Raw genomic sequence first — 15,318 nt, 5'->3', positions numbered from 1 at the left:
TACTGGAGCAATACCGCCAGGGATCAGAGAAGCAGGGACCGAATATCCCCGAGAAGCTGACTCAGCAGTGTCGTGAACCGTGCTGCATCCGCTCCGTTCACCGCACGGTGATCGTAAGATAGCGACAGCGGCAACATCAGCCGCGGCTGGAAATCCTTACCATCCCAGACCGGCTTCATCGACGCCTTGGAGACACCAAGAATCGCCACCTCCGGCGTATTCACGATCGGCGTAAACGCTGTGCCACCGATACCACCCAGGCTGGTAATGGTAAAACAGGCACCCTGCATCTCGGCCGGCTTCAGCTGCTTGTCCCGGGCCTTCTGGGCCAGATCCGCACTTTCCGCAGCCAGTTCCCAGAGCCCCTTCTTGTCCACATCCCGGATCACCGGCACCATCAGCCCGTGAGGCGTGTCCACCGCAATCCCGATGTGAATGTATTGCTTGCGGACCACTTCCTTGCGCTCCATGTCCAGGGACACGTTGAACTGCGGCAATTCCGCCAGCGCCGTGGCGCAGGCTTTCAGCAGGAACGGCAGCGGCGTCATCTTCACGCCCTTCTTCTCACCGGCCGCTTTCTGCGCCTTGCGGAAGGCCTCCATGTCGGTGATGTCCGCGTCCTCGAACTGGGTGACGTGGGGCACGTTCAGCCAGCTACGCTGCATGTTGTTGGCGGTCGCAAACATCATCCGCGACATGGATTCGCGCTCAATGTCACCAAACTGGCTGAAGTCCGGCAGTTTCACACCGGGGATACCGGCACCACCACCGCCAGCCACTGTGCTGCCCTGCTGCGTTTGCTGCAGCTGGCTCTTCACATAGGCCTGCACGTCATCTTTCAGGATGCGTCCTTTGGGACCCGAGCCCTTGATGCGGGTCAGGTCCGCGCCGAATTCACGGGCCAGCTTGCGCACCGCCGGACCAGCATGCACCTTGGCGCCGGGCGTTGGCGGTTCATAGGTCGCCGAAGCCGGTTCCGGCTTCGGCTCCTCACGCTTACCTGCAGACTCGGACTTGCCTTCCTGCCTGGTATCATCCGAGGGCTCCGCAGCTTCAGAGGCCGGTTCTTCACCGCCTTCTTCCACAACGGTCATTTCGACCAGGTCGAGACCTTCAGAGATCTTGTCGCCTTCGGACACCAGGATCTTGCCAATTTTTCCGGCAAAGGGAGACGGTATCTCCATGGTGGCCTTGTCGGATTCCACGGTGACCAGCGCGTCATCAACCTCAACCTCATCGCCTTCGCTGACGTTGATCTCGATCACCGGTACGTTATCGAAGCCATCCAGAGCCGGAACCTGAACGGTTTCCTTGCGGGAACCGCCAGATTTCTTCGGGGTCGGCTTTGTCTCTTCAGCCTTGTCTTCGGATTTGGCTTCGGCCTTTTCGTCCTTGCCGGAGCTAGCTTCTTCACCAGAGCCTTTGTCGTCATCCGAACCTCCAGCGTCGCCGCTGGCTTCCATCATGCCGACCACGTCGCCTTCCTTGACCTTGTCACCCACCTTGACGGTAATTTTGGTGATCTTGCCGGCGCCGGGCGATGGCAGCTCAACTGACGCCTTGTCGGATTCTACGGTCAGTATCGGATCTTCTTCCTCAACCGAATCCCCCTGGCTGACGAGAACTTCAATAACCTCGACCTCGTCTGCACCGCCGAGATCCGGAACCTTGATTTCCTGTTCACTCATGGCGGTCTCCTTAGCTCAGCACCGGGTTCGTTTTGTTGCGATCGATTCCGTACTTGCGCATGGCTTCGAGAACCACCTCTTCCTTGATTTCACCATCCCGTGCCAGAGCCGAGAGCGCGGTGACCGCCACGTAGAAGCGGTCCACCTCGAAGTGGCTCCGCAGTTTCTCGCGGGTGTCACTGCGACCGAAGCCGTCGGTACCCAGGGTCAGGTAGGTCTTGGGAATATAGGCACGCACCTGTTCGGACAACAGCTTGATATAGTCGGTGGACGACACCACCGGCCCTTGCTGTTTCTCCAGGCACTGGGTGATGTAAGCCTTCTTGGGCGTGTCATCCGGATGCAGGCGGTTCCAACGTTCGGTATGCAGGCCGTCGCGGGCCAGCTCGTTAAAGCTGGTCACGCTCCAGACATCGCTGGCAATGCTGAAATCGTCCTTCAGCAACTGGGCAGCGGCGCGCACCTCATTGAGGATGGCCCCGGAGCCCATCAACTGGACCCGCGGCGTCTTCTTGCGGCCCTTGGTTTCGACGGACTCAAACTGGTACATGCCCTTGATGATGCCGTCTTCCACCTTCTTGCCTTCCGGCATGGCGGGCTGCTCGTAGTTCTCGTTTTCAATGGTCAGGTAATAGAAGACATTGTGGTTGTCTTCAAACATTTCCTTGATGCCATGCCGGATCACCACGGCCATCTCATAGCCATAGGCCGGGTCGTAGGCCTTACAGCTGGGAATGGTCTGGGCCAGGATGTGACTGTGGCCGTCCTGATGCTGCAGGCCTTCACCATTGAGCGTGGTGCGCCCGGCGGTACCACCGACCAGGAAGCCACGGGCCTGGATATCGCCAGACGCCCAGGCCAGATCGCCCACACGCTGGAAACCGAACATGGAGTAGAAGATGTAGAACGGCACCAGCGGGAAGTTGTTGGTGCTGTAGGAAGTCGCGGCTGCCATCCAGGCAGCCATGGAACCGTCCTCGTTGATGCCTTCCTCGAGGATCTGGCCCTTCTTGTCTTCCTTGTAGTACATGATCTGGTCACGGTCTTCCGGCACGTACTTCTGGCCTTCCGACGTGTAAATGCCGAGCTGGCGGAACATGCCCTCCATACCGAAGGTACGGGCCTCGTCCGGTACGATCGGCACCACCCGCTTGCCAATGCGCTTGTCCTTGGTCAGGGCCGTCAGCAGACGCACAAAGGCCATGGTGGTCGAGATTTCACGGCCATTGGAGCCTTCCAGCAAAGCTTTGAAGGTATCCAGCGGCGGTGTCTGCAGCGGCTGACAATCCTTGCGGCGCTTGGGATAGAAACCACCCAGCTCCTGCCGGCGCTTGTTCATGTAGACAATTTCCGGGCTGTCCGGTGCCGGTCGGTAGTAAGGCACATCCTTGAGCTCTTCGTCCTTCAGCGGCACGGCAAAACGATCGCGGAAGGCCTTTAGCTGCTCGATGTCGAGTTTCTTCAGGGAGTGTGCGGTGTTCTGCGCTTCACCAGCGCTCCCGAAACCATACCCCTTGATGGTATGGGCCAGAATGACCGTGGGGCGCCCGCCGTTGTTGTGGATGGCGTGATGGTAGGCCGCGTATACCTTGTAGGGATCATGGCCACCACGATTGAGCTTGTTGATGTCCTCGTCAGTGAGGTTTTCCACCAGCTTGGACAACTCCGGATACTTTCCGAAGAAGTGTTTGCGGGTATAGGCTGGACCGTTGCTCTTGAAGTTCTGCAGATCGCCGTCCACGGCTTCGTCCATCACCCGCTGCATGAGTCCGTCCTTGTCCTGTTCGAACAGCGGATCCCACATGCGCCCCCAGACCACTTTCAGTACGTTCCAGCCGGCACCGCGGAACACACCTTCCAGTTCCTGGATAATCTTGCCATTGCCCCGCACCGGACCGTCCAGGCGCTGCAGGTTGCAGTTCACCACAAAGATCAGGTTGCTCAGGTTCTCGCGACCGGCCATTGAGATGGAGCCCAGGGTTTCCGGCTCGTCACACTCGCCGTCACCGATAAAGCACCACACCTTGCGGTCGCCCATGTCGATCAGCTCGCGGCTGTGCAGGTACTTCATCACGTGGGCCTGGTAGATCGCCTGAATCGGGCCCAGCCCCATGGACACCGTGGGGAACTGCCAGTAGTCCGGCATCAGCCAGGGGTGGGGGTAGGAAGACAGGCCATTGCCATCCACTTCTTCCCGGTATTTGTCCAACTGTGCTTCGTCAAAGCGGCCTTCCAGGTAGGAGCGGGCATAAATACCAGGTGATGAGTGGCCCTGGAAATACACCAGGTCCGATTCCCGCTTTTCGTCACCGCCATGGAAGAAGTAGTTAAAGCCGACATCGTATAGAGTGGCCGCCGAGGAGAATGAGGACACGTGCCCGCCCAGCTCACCCGGACGCTGGTTGGCCCGCAACACCATGGCCATGGCGTTCCAGCGGATCAGCGAGCGAATACGGCGTTCCATAAACAGGTCCCCCGGCATGCGGGCTTCCTGGGTCACGGGGATGGAGTTACGGAATGGGGTGGTGATCGAATACGGTAACTCGGTACCATCGCGGCTGGCTCGTTCGGAGAGCCTTTCCAGAATATACTTGGCGCGGTCCACGCCTTCCTGTTCGATAAGAGATTCCAGTGCATCTAACCATTCACTGGTCTCGATGGGATCATCGTCCTGGTACATCAAACCCTCCCCTTGGCATTAAAAAGGCCACTCAGGCCACGATCAGCAGCCTGGCGCCTACGGTGTCATTCGCTGCGGTGAATTGCAGAATCTGTTGTTTTGGATAATTCAGCCTGACTAGTGTCATCAAGCATAGAACAGCTTGGCCATCTTTACTGCCTGGGCACCTTTGTATTCGCGGCTTTTGGCCAGAAGGTGCAAGCCTGGCGTGAAACTGCCCGGATCTCGCCCGCCATTATGTAGTTTTTTTACTACAAAACCAGAGAAACATTCAACTGCGAGGGCCATTTAAGGAAAACCAAAACCTTTTATTGCGACTACTTACGCAATAATGACGGGTTTTCGAGCAGCAAACAACCAAGTCTAGACCAATGTCGTAGTATTCCTACGGAGGGCATCCTATCCTTATCACGCTAAACGAATTTCCATCCTGACAATAATTACCTTTCGGAACATTTGGCTGATTTTTAAAGACGTTCGGCAATTTTGACTAGTCACTTCTACAAAAACGCCAGGATTTTTTAATTAGACCTGAAAATAAATATCGATTTATGTATACTTGCCTGCCCGTTTTTTAACCAGAGGAGTGTTGGCGACCCCCATCCTCCTGACATTGGCATTCAACCAGAGGGCGATCTATGAACTCCATCGTCACGTTCCCGAACCGCATCCCGACTGCCGAGTTCGAAGAGCGGCGCTTCAAGGTCTATACAGACCGCCAGCTCGACAAGATTGAGGTTATCCAGAATCTCCCTGAAGACACCCTGTTCGAAATGAAGGTCGTCGCCAGCGTGCTTCCGTTCCGGGTCAACGAGTATGTGATCAACGAACTGATCAACTGGGACAAGGTACCCAACGACCCGATCTACCAGCTTGTCTTCCCTCAAAAAGGCATGTTGAAGGACGAACATTTCGAGCGCATGGCAAAGATGCATCGGGAAGGTGCTGACAAGAAAGAGATTCAGGCCGTTGCCAAGGAAATCCGTGACGAGCTGAACCCCCACCCGGCCGGCCAGATGGAAATGAACATGCCCGAGCTGGACGGCGAGGTTCTGGACGGAGTCCAGCACAAGTATCGGGAAACCGTCTTGTTCTTCCCGGCCCAGGGGCAAACCTGCCACTCCTACTGCACCTTCTGCTTCCGCTGGGCACAGTTTGTCGGTGACAAGGACCTGAAGATGGCCAGCACCGAAGCCGAGAAGCTTCATGGCTACCTGCAGGAACACACCGAGGTTACCGACCTGCTGGTTACCGGCGGCGACCCCATGGTGATGAAGACCAAGAACCTGGTGCAGTATCTGGAACCTTTGCTGCAGCCGGAGTTCGACCACATCCAGACCATTCGCATCGGCACCAAGGCTCTGACCTTCTGGCCGTATCGCTTCGTAACCGACAAGGACGCGGACGAGCTGATCGATCTGTTTGCCCGCCTGGTCGATGCTGGCAAGCACGTGGCCATCATGGCTCACTACAACCACTGGCAGGAAATCACCACCGACATCGCCGAAGAAGCGATCCGTCGTATCCGCGCCACCGGCGCAGAGATTCGTGCCCAAGGCCCGCTGATCAAGCACGTCAATGACGACGCCGAAGCCTGGGCCAAACTGTGGAAGAAAGAAGTTCAGCTGGGCATCATCCCCTACTACATGTTTGTGGAGCGGGACACTGGCGCCAAGAACTACTTCGAAGTGCCGCTTGCCGAAGCCTTCCAGATCTACCGCGAAGCCATGAAACAGGTCTCCGGCCTGGCCCGCACCGCGCGCGGCCCCTCCATGAGCGCCGGCCCCGGCAAGGTAGAGGTGCAGGGCATCACCGAAATCAATGGCGAGAAGGTGTTCGTACTGCGCTTCCTGCAGGGACGCAACCCGGACTGGGTGCAGCGCCCGTTCTTCGCCAAGTACAGTGAGACAGCCACCTGGCTGCACGAGCTGGAACCGGCACTCGGGGAAGAGAAGTTCTTCTTTGAGGATGAATATGAACAGATGAAGAAGGGGAATGGCTGAGGCCGCCCCTCTCTCCCGAAAGGAAGGCGCCGCTAGTCCGGCGCCTTCATATAATCCCGCGGCGAACAGCCGGTCCAGCGTCGAAACGCCCGACTGAAATTGGTGACATCGGAGTAGCCCAGCAAATCCGACACCTGACCAATACTTTTCTGCCGGATAGCAAGCAGGCGTCTGGCATGTTGCTGCCGGATCGACTCTACCAATTCCCGGAACACCACTCCCTCAGCCTGTAACCGGCGCTGCAACGTTCGCGGAGTCACATTCAGCTTTTCCGCTACCTCCTCCATGGAAGCAAACCCCAGCTCCTCATCAAACACCAGGTCCCGCACCTGTTGCACCAGCGAGCGCCCGCCACCCAGCCGCCCGAGCTCTTCTTTACATTGCTCCCGGGCAACCCGCGCAGCCACCGGGTCCGCCATGACCAGGGGATAGTCGAGAATCGATGCGTCGAAGATGAAGCCATTGAAGTCACCGTCAAAGATCAGCTGCCCCGCGATCAGGTGCTCAAAGCGATCCATGTACGGCGGCTCTGGAAAACGGACCACCCCCTTGCCCTTGAGCCTGCGGCCAGTGAGCGCCTCCCCCATGGCGGCAAACCCGGTCAGAAGGAACTGCGCCCCTACCTCCCCGAGCTGGTAGCGCCCATCCCGCTCACTCAGTATGAGACGAACCTCATCGCCCTCCCGATCGAGGCGCAATGTCAGATCGGACGAAGGGACTGCGAAATAGGCCTGGGCGATATCGAGCGCTTCGCCCAGCGTTTTTGCCACCATGGCAGCCTGCCCGATCACCCCATGACACGACACCTTCATCTGCAATCCCAACAGGAAACCGATGCCAGGCTCACCTGTCAGCGCGATAGCCCGCTGTATAAGCCGTGAAAAACTTTCTCTGGGGACACGGAAGCCGCTGCGCAGCAGGTCTTCCAGCGCAAGCCCCTCTTCTGATAACAGCTGTTCCACGGTGACGTTCCACCGCTCTACTACATCGATCAGTAGCAGAACGTAGGTGCCGGGAACAGTAGGCTGACTGGAAACAATGGAAACGGTTGTCATTGTAATTGTCGTCTAATGATCGTTTTTTGTCGTGCAATCATACCCCGATTCGGTATGGACCCACTCACAATAGCAGCAGATATCGCCAGGTACAGGTGCCTGGCTGCCAACCACAACCGTAAAAAAGGTCAAATCCATGTCTGTTGATCCGAACACCATGACCGATGCGGAGAAAACTGATTACATCCGCAAGACCATTCTTGAAGAGGGTCGGGCACTTCGCCGCCGTCATCCGTGGCTTGAGAAACACCAGAACCTGATCGGCGCAACGATCATGATCGTTTCACTGCTGGGCATGATCGCCAGTGGCACACTCTACGTCATGGGCTACATCCCCTGGTGGGCATGCATTCCGGCAACGGCCATTTTCGCTTCCTTCATTCATGAGCTGGAACACGACCTGATCCACCTGATGTACTTCAAGAACCGCCCCTGGGCCAACGATCTTATGCTGGCTGTGGGCTGGCTGGCACGGGCCAGCACCGTCAGCCCCTTTGTGCGGCGCAAGCTTCACCTGCACCACCACAAGTTCAGCGGCACCGAGAGCGACCTGGAGGAGCGGGGCATTACCAACGGTGAGCGCTGGGGCTTACGGCGTTTGTTGATGACCGGGGATAATATGATGGCGGTTTTCCTCCGCCCGTTTACCATGCAGCGCGCCGTGCGCCAGTATATCCGCTCCCAGAAGCCGGCATCACGGGGCGAAGCCAGAAAAATGAGCCTGCAGCAGATGCTCGCCTATGCACCGCTGGGCAACATCTATTACCTGCTGTTCCACGGCTGGGTGGTCGCCCACGTAGTCCTGTTTACCGCCCAGATCAGCGGCAACCCGCTCACCCTGTCAGCCGAGCTGTCTGCGGTGATGAGCGCTCTGAATACCTTTGCTGTGGTGTACATGCTGCCGTCTTTCCTGCGCACATTCTGCCTGCACTTCATCAGCTCCAACATGCACTATTACGGCGACGTCGAAGCCCGGAACGTGATGCAACAATGCCAGGTCCTCAACCCCTGGTGGCTGATGCCGATGCAGGTTTTCTGCTTCAACTTCGGCAGCACCCACGCCATTCACCACTTCGCGGTGCGGGAACCTTTCTATATCCGGCAATGGACGGCACCGGCCGCCCACAAGGTAATGAGAAAGATGGGGGTTCGCTTCAACGATTACGGGACTTTCCTGAGGGGAAACCGTTTCTACGCAGAGACCTCTGCAGAGGAACGCCAGACAGCCTGAATCCAGAAATGGTTCAGGCTGACCGAACGGATCAGTGCATCAAGGTGTACAGTTTGCGCCGGTAGGTCCTCACGTCCGGGTTGTTGTTGCCAAGCTTGTCGAACAGTTCGATCAGTGTTGTCTTGGCAACTTCATCCTTGTATTTGCTGTCAGATTGCATCAGGCGGATAAGCAGCTCCATCGCCTGAGCGTTGTTTTCCTGCAGGATATGGTGCAGCGCCAATTGATGCAGGGCGTGGGGGTCTTTCGGGTCCTGCTCCAGCGCCATTTCCAGATCCTTGATGGGCGGCAGCTCTGCGGACTGTTTCAGAAACTTGATGCGAGCCGCCAGCTGCCTCGCCTGGGTCTGCATCTTCTCTTCCGGCGGCAGACTCTCAAGCACCTGTTCGGCAGTTTCCAGATCCCCCATTTCCGCTTTCAACTGTGCCAGGTCAATGAGGACCTTGAGGTCCTCCGGGTCTTTCTGGTTCATGTCCGTCAGGATCGCCAGGGCGCCCTCCACGTCGCCGCCCTCCCAGAGCCGGTGGGCTTTTTCGTAGGGATCTTCCCTGGGGGCCTCCACATGCTTGTCCAGCACCTTGCGAATTTCGCTCTCCGGCAGCGCACCATTGAACCCGTCCACGGCCTGGCCGTCCTTTACCAGAATCACCGTGGGCAAACTGCGCACCCCCAGTGAGGCGGTCAGCTGCTGCTGTTCGTCGGCATTTACCTTGGCCAGCATGAAGCCCCCCTGATACTCCTCAGCCAGTTTTTCCAGCAAGGGCATCAATTGCTTACAGGGTGCACACCACTCCGCCCAGACATCGACCAGAACGGGGGTGGTTGAAGAAGCTTCCATCACTTTCTGCTGGAAGTTCTCCATATTGGCTTCAAAAATATAAGGCGAATTGCTCATCAGTGGCACCTGAACAGGTTGGGAAAGTTCGTTGGGTTTGCCATGGTATTGGGGGCAAAACGATGAATTTCAAGGCTCACGCCCATCTTGGGCGGAGGTCCTTGAAATACCCGCAACTGACTTTACATAAGCTATAAATGACACGTCGGGGCAGTCGATCATGCCCCTCACCAAACTTTCCGGATGGATACTGGCACGGTATGAACGAAGACAACCGTAATGACTCTCTTGAAGAATTCGAGGAAGATGTCACCGAGTACATCGGTAAAGATGAGAACAGCAAGGGCCTGGCGCTGCCCCAGCAACTGATGCCCCGACGCATGTACGTCCTGCCGGTATCCAACCGCCCGTTTTTCCCGGCGCAGGTCCAGCCGGTAGTGGTTAATCAGGATCCCTGGAACGAAACCCTCAAGCGTGTGGCCGAAACCGACCATAAGGTTCTCGGCATCTGCTTTGTCGACGGCCCGGATCCGGAGCGAAACATTCCCGCCAGCGACGAACTGGAAACCATAGGCTGCGCCGTCAGGGTTCACCACGCCCAGCAGGAGAACGGCAAGGTCCAGTTTATTGCCCAGGGCCTGCAACGGTTCCGGATCGTCCAGTGGCTGCGTCGGAAACCGCCTTACCTGGTTGAGGTGGAGTACCCCAACGAACCCGAGGAAGAAGCCGATGAACTCAAGGCTTACACCCTCGCCATCATCAGCGCCATCAAGGATCTTCTGCGCACCAACCCGCTGTACGGAGAAGAGGTAAAGCAATACCTGTCCCGCTTCGGGCCGGACGACAGCTCGCCACTGGCCGATTTCGGCGCCTCCATGACCAGCGCCAAGGGCCAGGAGCTTCAGGATGTGCTGAATACTGTTCCTCTTCTCCGCAGGATGGAGAAGGTGCTCCTGCTCATGCGCAAGGAGCAGGAAGTGGCACGCCTGCAGGCGGAGATCAGCGAGGAAGTTAACGATAAGGTGCAGAAACACCAGCGAGAATTCTTCCTGCGGGAACAACTGAAAGTGATCCAGCGCGAGCTGGGCATGGCCAAGGACGACAAGACCGCGGACGTGGAGCGCTTCCAGGCCCGCATGGAAAAACTGAATCCGCCGGGGCAGGTCAGAGAACGCTTCGAAGACGAGATCGAGAAATTGCAGGTGCTGGAGCAGGGATCACCGGAATACGGCGTCACCCGCAACTATCTGGACTGGCTGACCCAGGTGCCCTGGGGACTGACCTCTGAAGACCACTTCGACCTGACGGAGGCCCGCCGGATACTGGACCGCGACCACGATGGCCTGGAGGACGTCAAAGACCGTATTGTCGAGTTCCTTGCCGAAGGCACGTTCAAAGGTGAAGTCAGCGGCTCGATACTGCTGCTGGTCGGCCCACCCGGGGTGGGCAAAACCTCCATCGGTCACTCGGTGGCAAATGCCCTTGGCCGCGAATTCTATCGCTTCAGCGTCGGCGGCATGAGAGACGAGGCCGAGATCAAGGGCCACCGCCGCACCTACATCGGCGCCATGCCCGGCAAATTCGTACAGGCGCTGAAAGACGCCAAGGTGTCCAACCCGGTGATCATGCTGGACGAGATCGACAAGATTGGCGCGTCCTATCAGGGGGATCCGGCCTCTGCCCTGCTGGAAACCCTGGACCCGGAGCAAAACCGCGAATTCCTGGATCACTATCTGGACGTTCGCATGGACCTGTCGAAGGTCCTTTTTATCTGCACCGCCAATCAACTGGACACCATCCCCCGCCCGCTGCTGGACCGGATGGACGTTATCCGGCTGTCCGGCTACATCGCCGAGGAAAAGCTGGCCATCGCCAAGCACTTCCTGATACCTCGCCTGCTGAAGAGAGTGGGATTGCTGAAAAAACAGCTGAACATCAGCGATGCGGCGGTGAAACAGGTCATTGAGGGCTACGCCCGTGAAGCCGGGGTGCGTAACCTGGAAAAAATGCTGCACAAGATTATCCGCAAGGGCATCGTGCGATTACTGGACGATCCGGATACCCCGGTGAAGGTTGGTGTGGCAGACCTGGCAACCTACCTCGGCCAGCCCTCCTTCCGTAAAGAAAAATCCCTCAAGGGCATCGGTGTGGTTACCGGCCTTGCCTGGACTGCCATGGGCGGCGCCACATTGAGCATTGAAGCGTCCCGTATTCACAGCTCCCAGCGTGGCTTCAAACTGACCGGGCAACTCGGGGATGTGATGAAGGAATCGGCGGAAATCGCCTACAGCTATGTGTCGTCAAACCTCAAGCGCTTCAAGGGCGACCCCACGTTCTTCGACAAATCCTTTGTGCACCTGCACGTACCGGAAGGAGCGACACCAAAGGATGGCCCCAGCGCCGGCGTCACCATGGCCACTGCCCTGCTGTCCATCGCACGGCGGGAAGCACCACAACAGAACATTGCCATGACCGGTGAGCTGACACTGACAGGCCAGGTGCTGCCGGTAGGCGGTATCCGTGAAAAAGTCATAGCCGCCCGCCGTCAGAAAATCAGCAACCTGATTCTGCCGGAGGCGAACCGGGGGGATTACGAGGAGCTACCGGACTACCTGAAGGAAGGCCTGACGGTGAATTTCGCCAAACAATACAGCGATGTGTTTCAGGTCTGTTTTGGCAACAAGCCCAGGAGGGGGTCTTCGGTGCATTGAAGGCCTTCAGGCCTTCTCTTTCCAGCCGTCGTCCTTCAGCACCGGCCCGACATCGAGCACCGGCGAGGCATCAATATCGTCGGCGTCCATCATATTGGCCACCCGCTGAAGCGACGCGATGATCATGGTCTGCTCCCACTCATGCAGGCTCTGGAACTTCTTGATGAAATCCTCCTGCAGGGGCTGGGGCGCGCGGGCAAGGATATCCGCGCCGTCCTCGGTCAGGTGCGCGTGCACCTTGCGCTTGTCCCGGGTACTGCGCACCCGGTAAACCAGTTGACGGTGCTCCAGGCGGTCCAGAATGGTGGTCACTGTGGCCTGGCTGAGACTCACCTTGTCGGCGATGGTGCCTATGGTCACTTCCCCCAGATCACGGATCGTTCGCATGATCAGCAATTGCGGCCCCGTCAGGCCCGCATGCTTACTCAGGCGCTTGGAGTGCAGGTCGGTTGCACGAATAACACGCCGCAGTGCCACCAGCACCTGTTCATAATTGTTCACGGTACTACTCCGATCCGGGCCGGGGGCCACATTATGATTGAAATCGGAGGCGTTGAGCTGCTTCGAGTAAAGCACTCTGCTACTCGCCATCGGCTTCAGCCTCACTGTCCTTGCCATCAATTTATTTATACCACTAACTATTAGAGGTCTTTGTTCCCGCAAATGCAAGTCGGCATTTGCTCAGAGCATCCGCGGCCATGCATCATTGATCGGACAGGCATTCGTTCATCCCGCATTTTTTCCTGCAGGCACTGTGCTAAGGTCATCACTTTGTTGAACTTCCGCAGAACGGACATAGCTACATGACCAAGCATTACTGGGGGCGCAATCCCCTGACAAACTTTCGGCTGATCCCCATTCTGACAAGCGCCTTGATAGCCATACTCATTGCCTCCGGCGCGCAGGCCCAAACATCCGCCGCGCCGCCCGATGATCTGAGTGCTGAAGACGTTGAAAAACGTATAGAGTCGCTGGAAAAACCCATGTATACGCCTTTTGTGGAACTCTATCTGCTGGAGGAAAGCAAAGCCCTGCGCAAAGAGATGCAGAATACACGGGCGGAGCTGATTGAAAAGGTCGTGGACAAGGAACTCTCCGTCGCGGACAAGACCATGTCCTACGCCACCGACACAGTGACCTATTTCTTCTATCTGATCGCCGGTGCCACCTCAATACTGGTCGTGATCGGCTGGAATTCCATTCGCGACATGCGTAACCAGCTCACAAGCCTGGCCGAAAAACGGGTAAACGAGCTGGTCGTTGAATACGAGAAGCGATTGAAGTCCATCGAAGAACAGCTGCAGCAAAAATCCGACATCATCCACCAGAATCAGGCGGAAATTGAGCGTACTAATGAAGTGCACTCGCTGTGGCTCAAAGCCAGCCAGGAAACCTCCCAGCAAAACAAGATTTCCGCCTACGACCGGATTCTGGATTTGCGACCGGACGACGTGGAAGCTCTAAGCTACAAGGCCGATGCAGTATTGGAGATGCAGGAACCATTGTGGGCCATCAGCCTGTGTCAACGTGCACTCAAACTCGCACCAGATAATGGCCACGCGCACTATCAGCTGGCATGCGCCTATGCCGAAATCGGGCGCTGGGAAGATGCAGTGGCAACCCTGCAGCGGGCCATCGATATTTCCGAAGCCTACCGTGATGACGCGTCCGTGGACCCCAGTTTCGAACAACTTCGGGACCACGACAGCTTCAGGGCCCTCATTTTCCCGGACACAGAAGAGAACAATACAGAGGCTTAGGGTCGGACAAGGCACAATCTTTGCGGTCGAGCAAAGACTGGCCCGATCAGCTTGACAAGTTGCAGGGCGTGGTGTTTGTTTAACTATCTGAGAACATAAGAATAACCCGGAACACGACAGGACTGACCCAATGAGAACTTCAGTAAAGAAACTCGTAACCGCTGTTAGCGCTTCCATTGCCCTGATGGGCGCAGGTCATGCCGCCGCTGAAATCAAAATCGGCATTGCCGGCCCGATGACAGGCCCCGTTGCACAGTATGGTGACATGCAGTTCTCCGGTGCCCGCATGGCAATTGAACGCATCAATGCCGATGGCGGCGTCAACGGAGAAATGCTGGAAGCCGTAGAGGTGGATGACGTCTGCGACCCCAAACAGGCTGTCACCGTGGCAAACCGCCTGGTGAACGATGGCGTTCGCTTTGTGGTTGGCCACCTGTGTTCCAGCTCTACCCAGCCGGCATCTGACATCTACGAGGACGAAGGCATCCTCATGGTGACCCCGGCTTCCACCAGCCCGGCCATCACCGAGCGCGGATACGAACTGGTATTCCGCACCATCGGCCTGGACAGCATGCAGGGCCCTGTTGCCGCGGAATACCTCGCCAGCCTCAACCCTGAGCGCGTCGCAATTGTCCACGACAAGCAGCAGTATGGTGAAGGCATTGCCACAGCCGTCCGCGACACCCTGAAAAATGCCGGTGTTGAAATTGCCATGTTCGAAGGCATTACCGCCGGCGCCAAGGACTTCTCGTCCCTGATTACCAAGCTCAGGCAGGCGGATGTTGACTATGTCTATTACGGCGGCTACCACCCGGAGCTGGGGCTGATCCTGCGCCAGGCCGAGCAGGCTGACCTGGACACCGTCTTCATGGGTCCAGAGGGTGTTGGCAACAAGGACATCAACACCATCGCCGGTGACGCCGCTGAAGGCCTTCTGGTGACACTTCCTCCCAGCTTCGACCAACAGGAACAAAACCAGGAATTGGTTAAAGCCTTCGAGGAAAAAGGCGAGGACCCCTCCGGCCCATTCGTGCTGACTTCCTACACTGCCGTTCAGCTTATTGCCGAGGGTATTGAGCAAGCGGGCTCGACAGATCCGTTTGATGTCGCCGAAGCACTGCGTAATGGCTCATTCGACACCCCCATCGGTACCGTTGAGTACGATGAAAAGGGTGACATGAAGTCCTTTGAATTCGTTGTGTATGAATGGCATTCAGATGGCAGCAAAACTCCGGTAAACTGAGCCGAAATCGTTAAAAAACGGTAATAATGAGAGCACCTTCTCACCGCGATCCGGGAGAAGGTGTTTTTCTAGGCTCCTGTTGATCCTTCCCGCACCCGCGACGGCACCCCGG

Annotated in this window: 10 protein-coding genes; 5 read left to right on the top strand and 5 right to left on the bottom strand. The window is 57.2% G+C overall.

Going from position 1 to position 15,318, the window contains the following annotated elements:
* Positions 1 to 23: 23 nt before the first annotated feature.
* A complete protein-coding gene (gene aceF, locus Q0Y21_RS01450) occupies positions 24 to 1,688 on the bottom strand; it encodes a dihydrolipoyllysine-residue acetyltransferase (protein WP_297790842.1) in 1,665 nt (554 codons plus the stop codon).
* 10 nt (positions 1,689 to 1,698) lie between these two features.
* Positions 1,699 to 4,368, bottom strand: a complete 2,670-nt coding sequence (gene aceE, locus Q0Y21_RS01445) for a pyruvate dehydrogenase (acetyl-transferring), homodimeric type (protein ID WP_297790840.1) — start codon at positions 4,366 to 4,368, stop codon at positions 1,699 to 1,701.
* A 638-nt stretch (positions 4,369 to 5,006) separates the two neighbouring features.
* On the opposite strand from aceE, the gene Q0Y21_RS01440 reads away from it, so the two are divergent.
* Positions 5,007 to 6,371 carry a lysine 2,3-aminomutase gene (locus Q0Y21_RS01440; RefSeq protein WP_297790838.1) on the top strand — a complete coding sequence of 455 codons (1,365 nt, stop codon included), beginning with the start codon at positions 5,007 to 5,009 and terminating at the stop codon, positions 6,369 to 6,371.
* Positions 6,372 to 6,403: 32 nt separating this feature from the next.
* On the opposite strand, the gene Q0Y21_RS01435 is transcribed toward Q0Y21_RS01440, so the two are convergent.
* On the bottom strand, positions 6,404 to 7,426 hold the full coding sequence (locus Q0Y21_RS01435) for an AraC family transcriptional regulator (RefSeq protein ID WP_297790836.1): 1,023 nt from the start codon (positions 7,424 to 7,426) through the stop codon (positions 6,404 to 6,406).
* A 136-nt stretch (positions 7,427 to 7,562) separates the two neighbouring features.
* Here Q0Y21_RS01435 and Q0Y21_RS01430 point away from each other — a divergent pair, with 136 nt between their 5' ends.
* Positions 7,563 to 8,657 (top strand): fatty acid desaturase, encoded by a 1,095-nt coding sequence (locus Q0Y21_RS01430; protein WP_297790834.1) that lies wholly within the window; start codon positions 7,563 to 7,565, stop codon positions 8,655 to 8,657.
* 31 nt (positions 8,658 to 8,688) lie between these two features.
* Here the strand turns inward: Q0Y21_RS01430 and trxA are convergent, their stop codons facing one another.
* Positions 8,689 to 9,552, bottom strand: a complete 864-nt coding sequence (trxA, locus tag Q0Y21_RS01425) for a thioredoxin (RefSeq protein WP_297790832.1) — start codon at positions 9,550 to 9,552, stop codon at positions 8,689 to 8,691.
* 200 nt (positions 9,553 to 9,752) lie between these two features.
* On the opposite strand from trxA, the gene lon reads away from it, so the two are divergent.
* Positions 9,753 to 12,203, top strand: a complete 2,451-nt coding sequence (lon, locus tag Q0Y21_RS01420; RefSeq protein WP_297790830.1) for an endopeptidase La — start codon at positions 9,753 to 9,755, stop codon at positions 12,201 to 12,203.
* Positions 12,204 to 12,209: 6 nt separating this feature from the next.
* Here the strand turns inward: lon and Q0Y21_RS01415 are convergent, their stop codons facing one another.
* Positions 12,210 to 12,704, bottom strand: a complete 495-nt coding sequence (locus tag Q0Y21_RS01415; RefSeq protein ID WP_127333715.1) for a MarR family transcriptional regulator — start codon at positions 12,702 to 12,704, stop codon at positions 12,210 to 12,212.
* A gap of 302 nt (positions 12,705 to 13,006) precedes the next feature.
* On the opposite strand from Q0Y21_RS01415, the gene Q0Y21_RS01410 reads away from it, so the two are divergent.
* Together Q0Y21_RS01410 and Q0Y21_RS01405 are read left to right on the top strand one after the other, a co-directional pair.
* Positions 13,007 to 13,963 (top strand): tetratricopeptide repeat protein, encoded by a 957-nt coding sequence (locus tag Q0Y21_RS01410; protein WP_297790827.1) that lies wholly within the window; start codon positions 13,007 to 13,009, stop codon positions 13,961 to 13,963.
* Between the two features lie 130 nt (positions 13,964 to 14,093).
* The gene (locus Q0Y21_RS01405; protein ID WP_297790825.1) at positions 14,094 to 15,206 is read left to right on the top strand and encodes a branched-chain amino acid ABC transporter substrate-binding protein; all 1,113 of its coding nucleotides are present in this window, start codon (positions 14,094 to 14,096) and stop codon (positions 15,204 to 15,206) included.
* Positions 15,207 to 15,318 lie beyond the last annotated feature (112 nt).

Source organism: uncultured Marinobacter sp. (genome assembly GCF_947259545.1).
Lineage (GTDB): Bacteria > Pseudomonadota > Gammaproteobacteria > Pseudomonadales > Oleiphilaceae > Marinobacter.
Note: the sequence above shows the minus strand (reverse complement) of the source record. Positions and strands in the feature narration are given on the sequence as shown.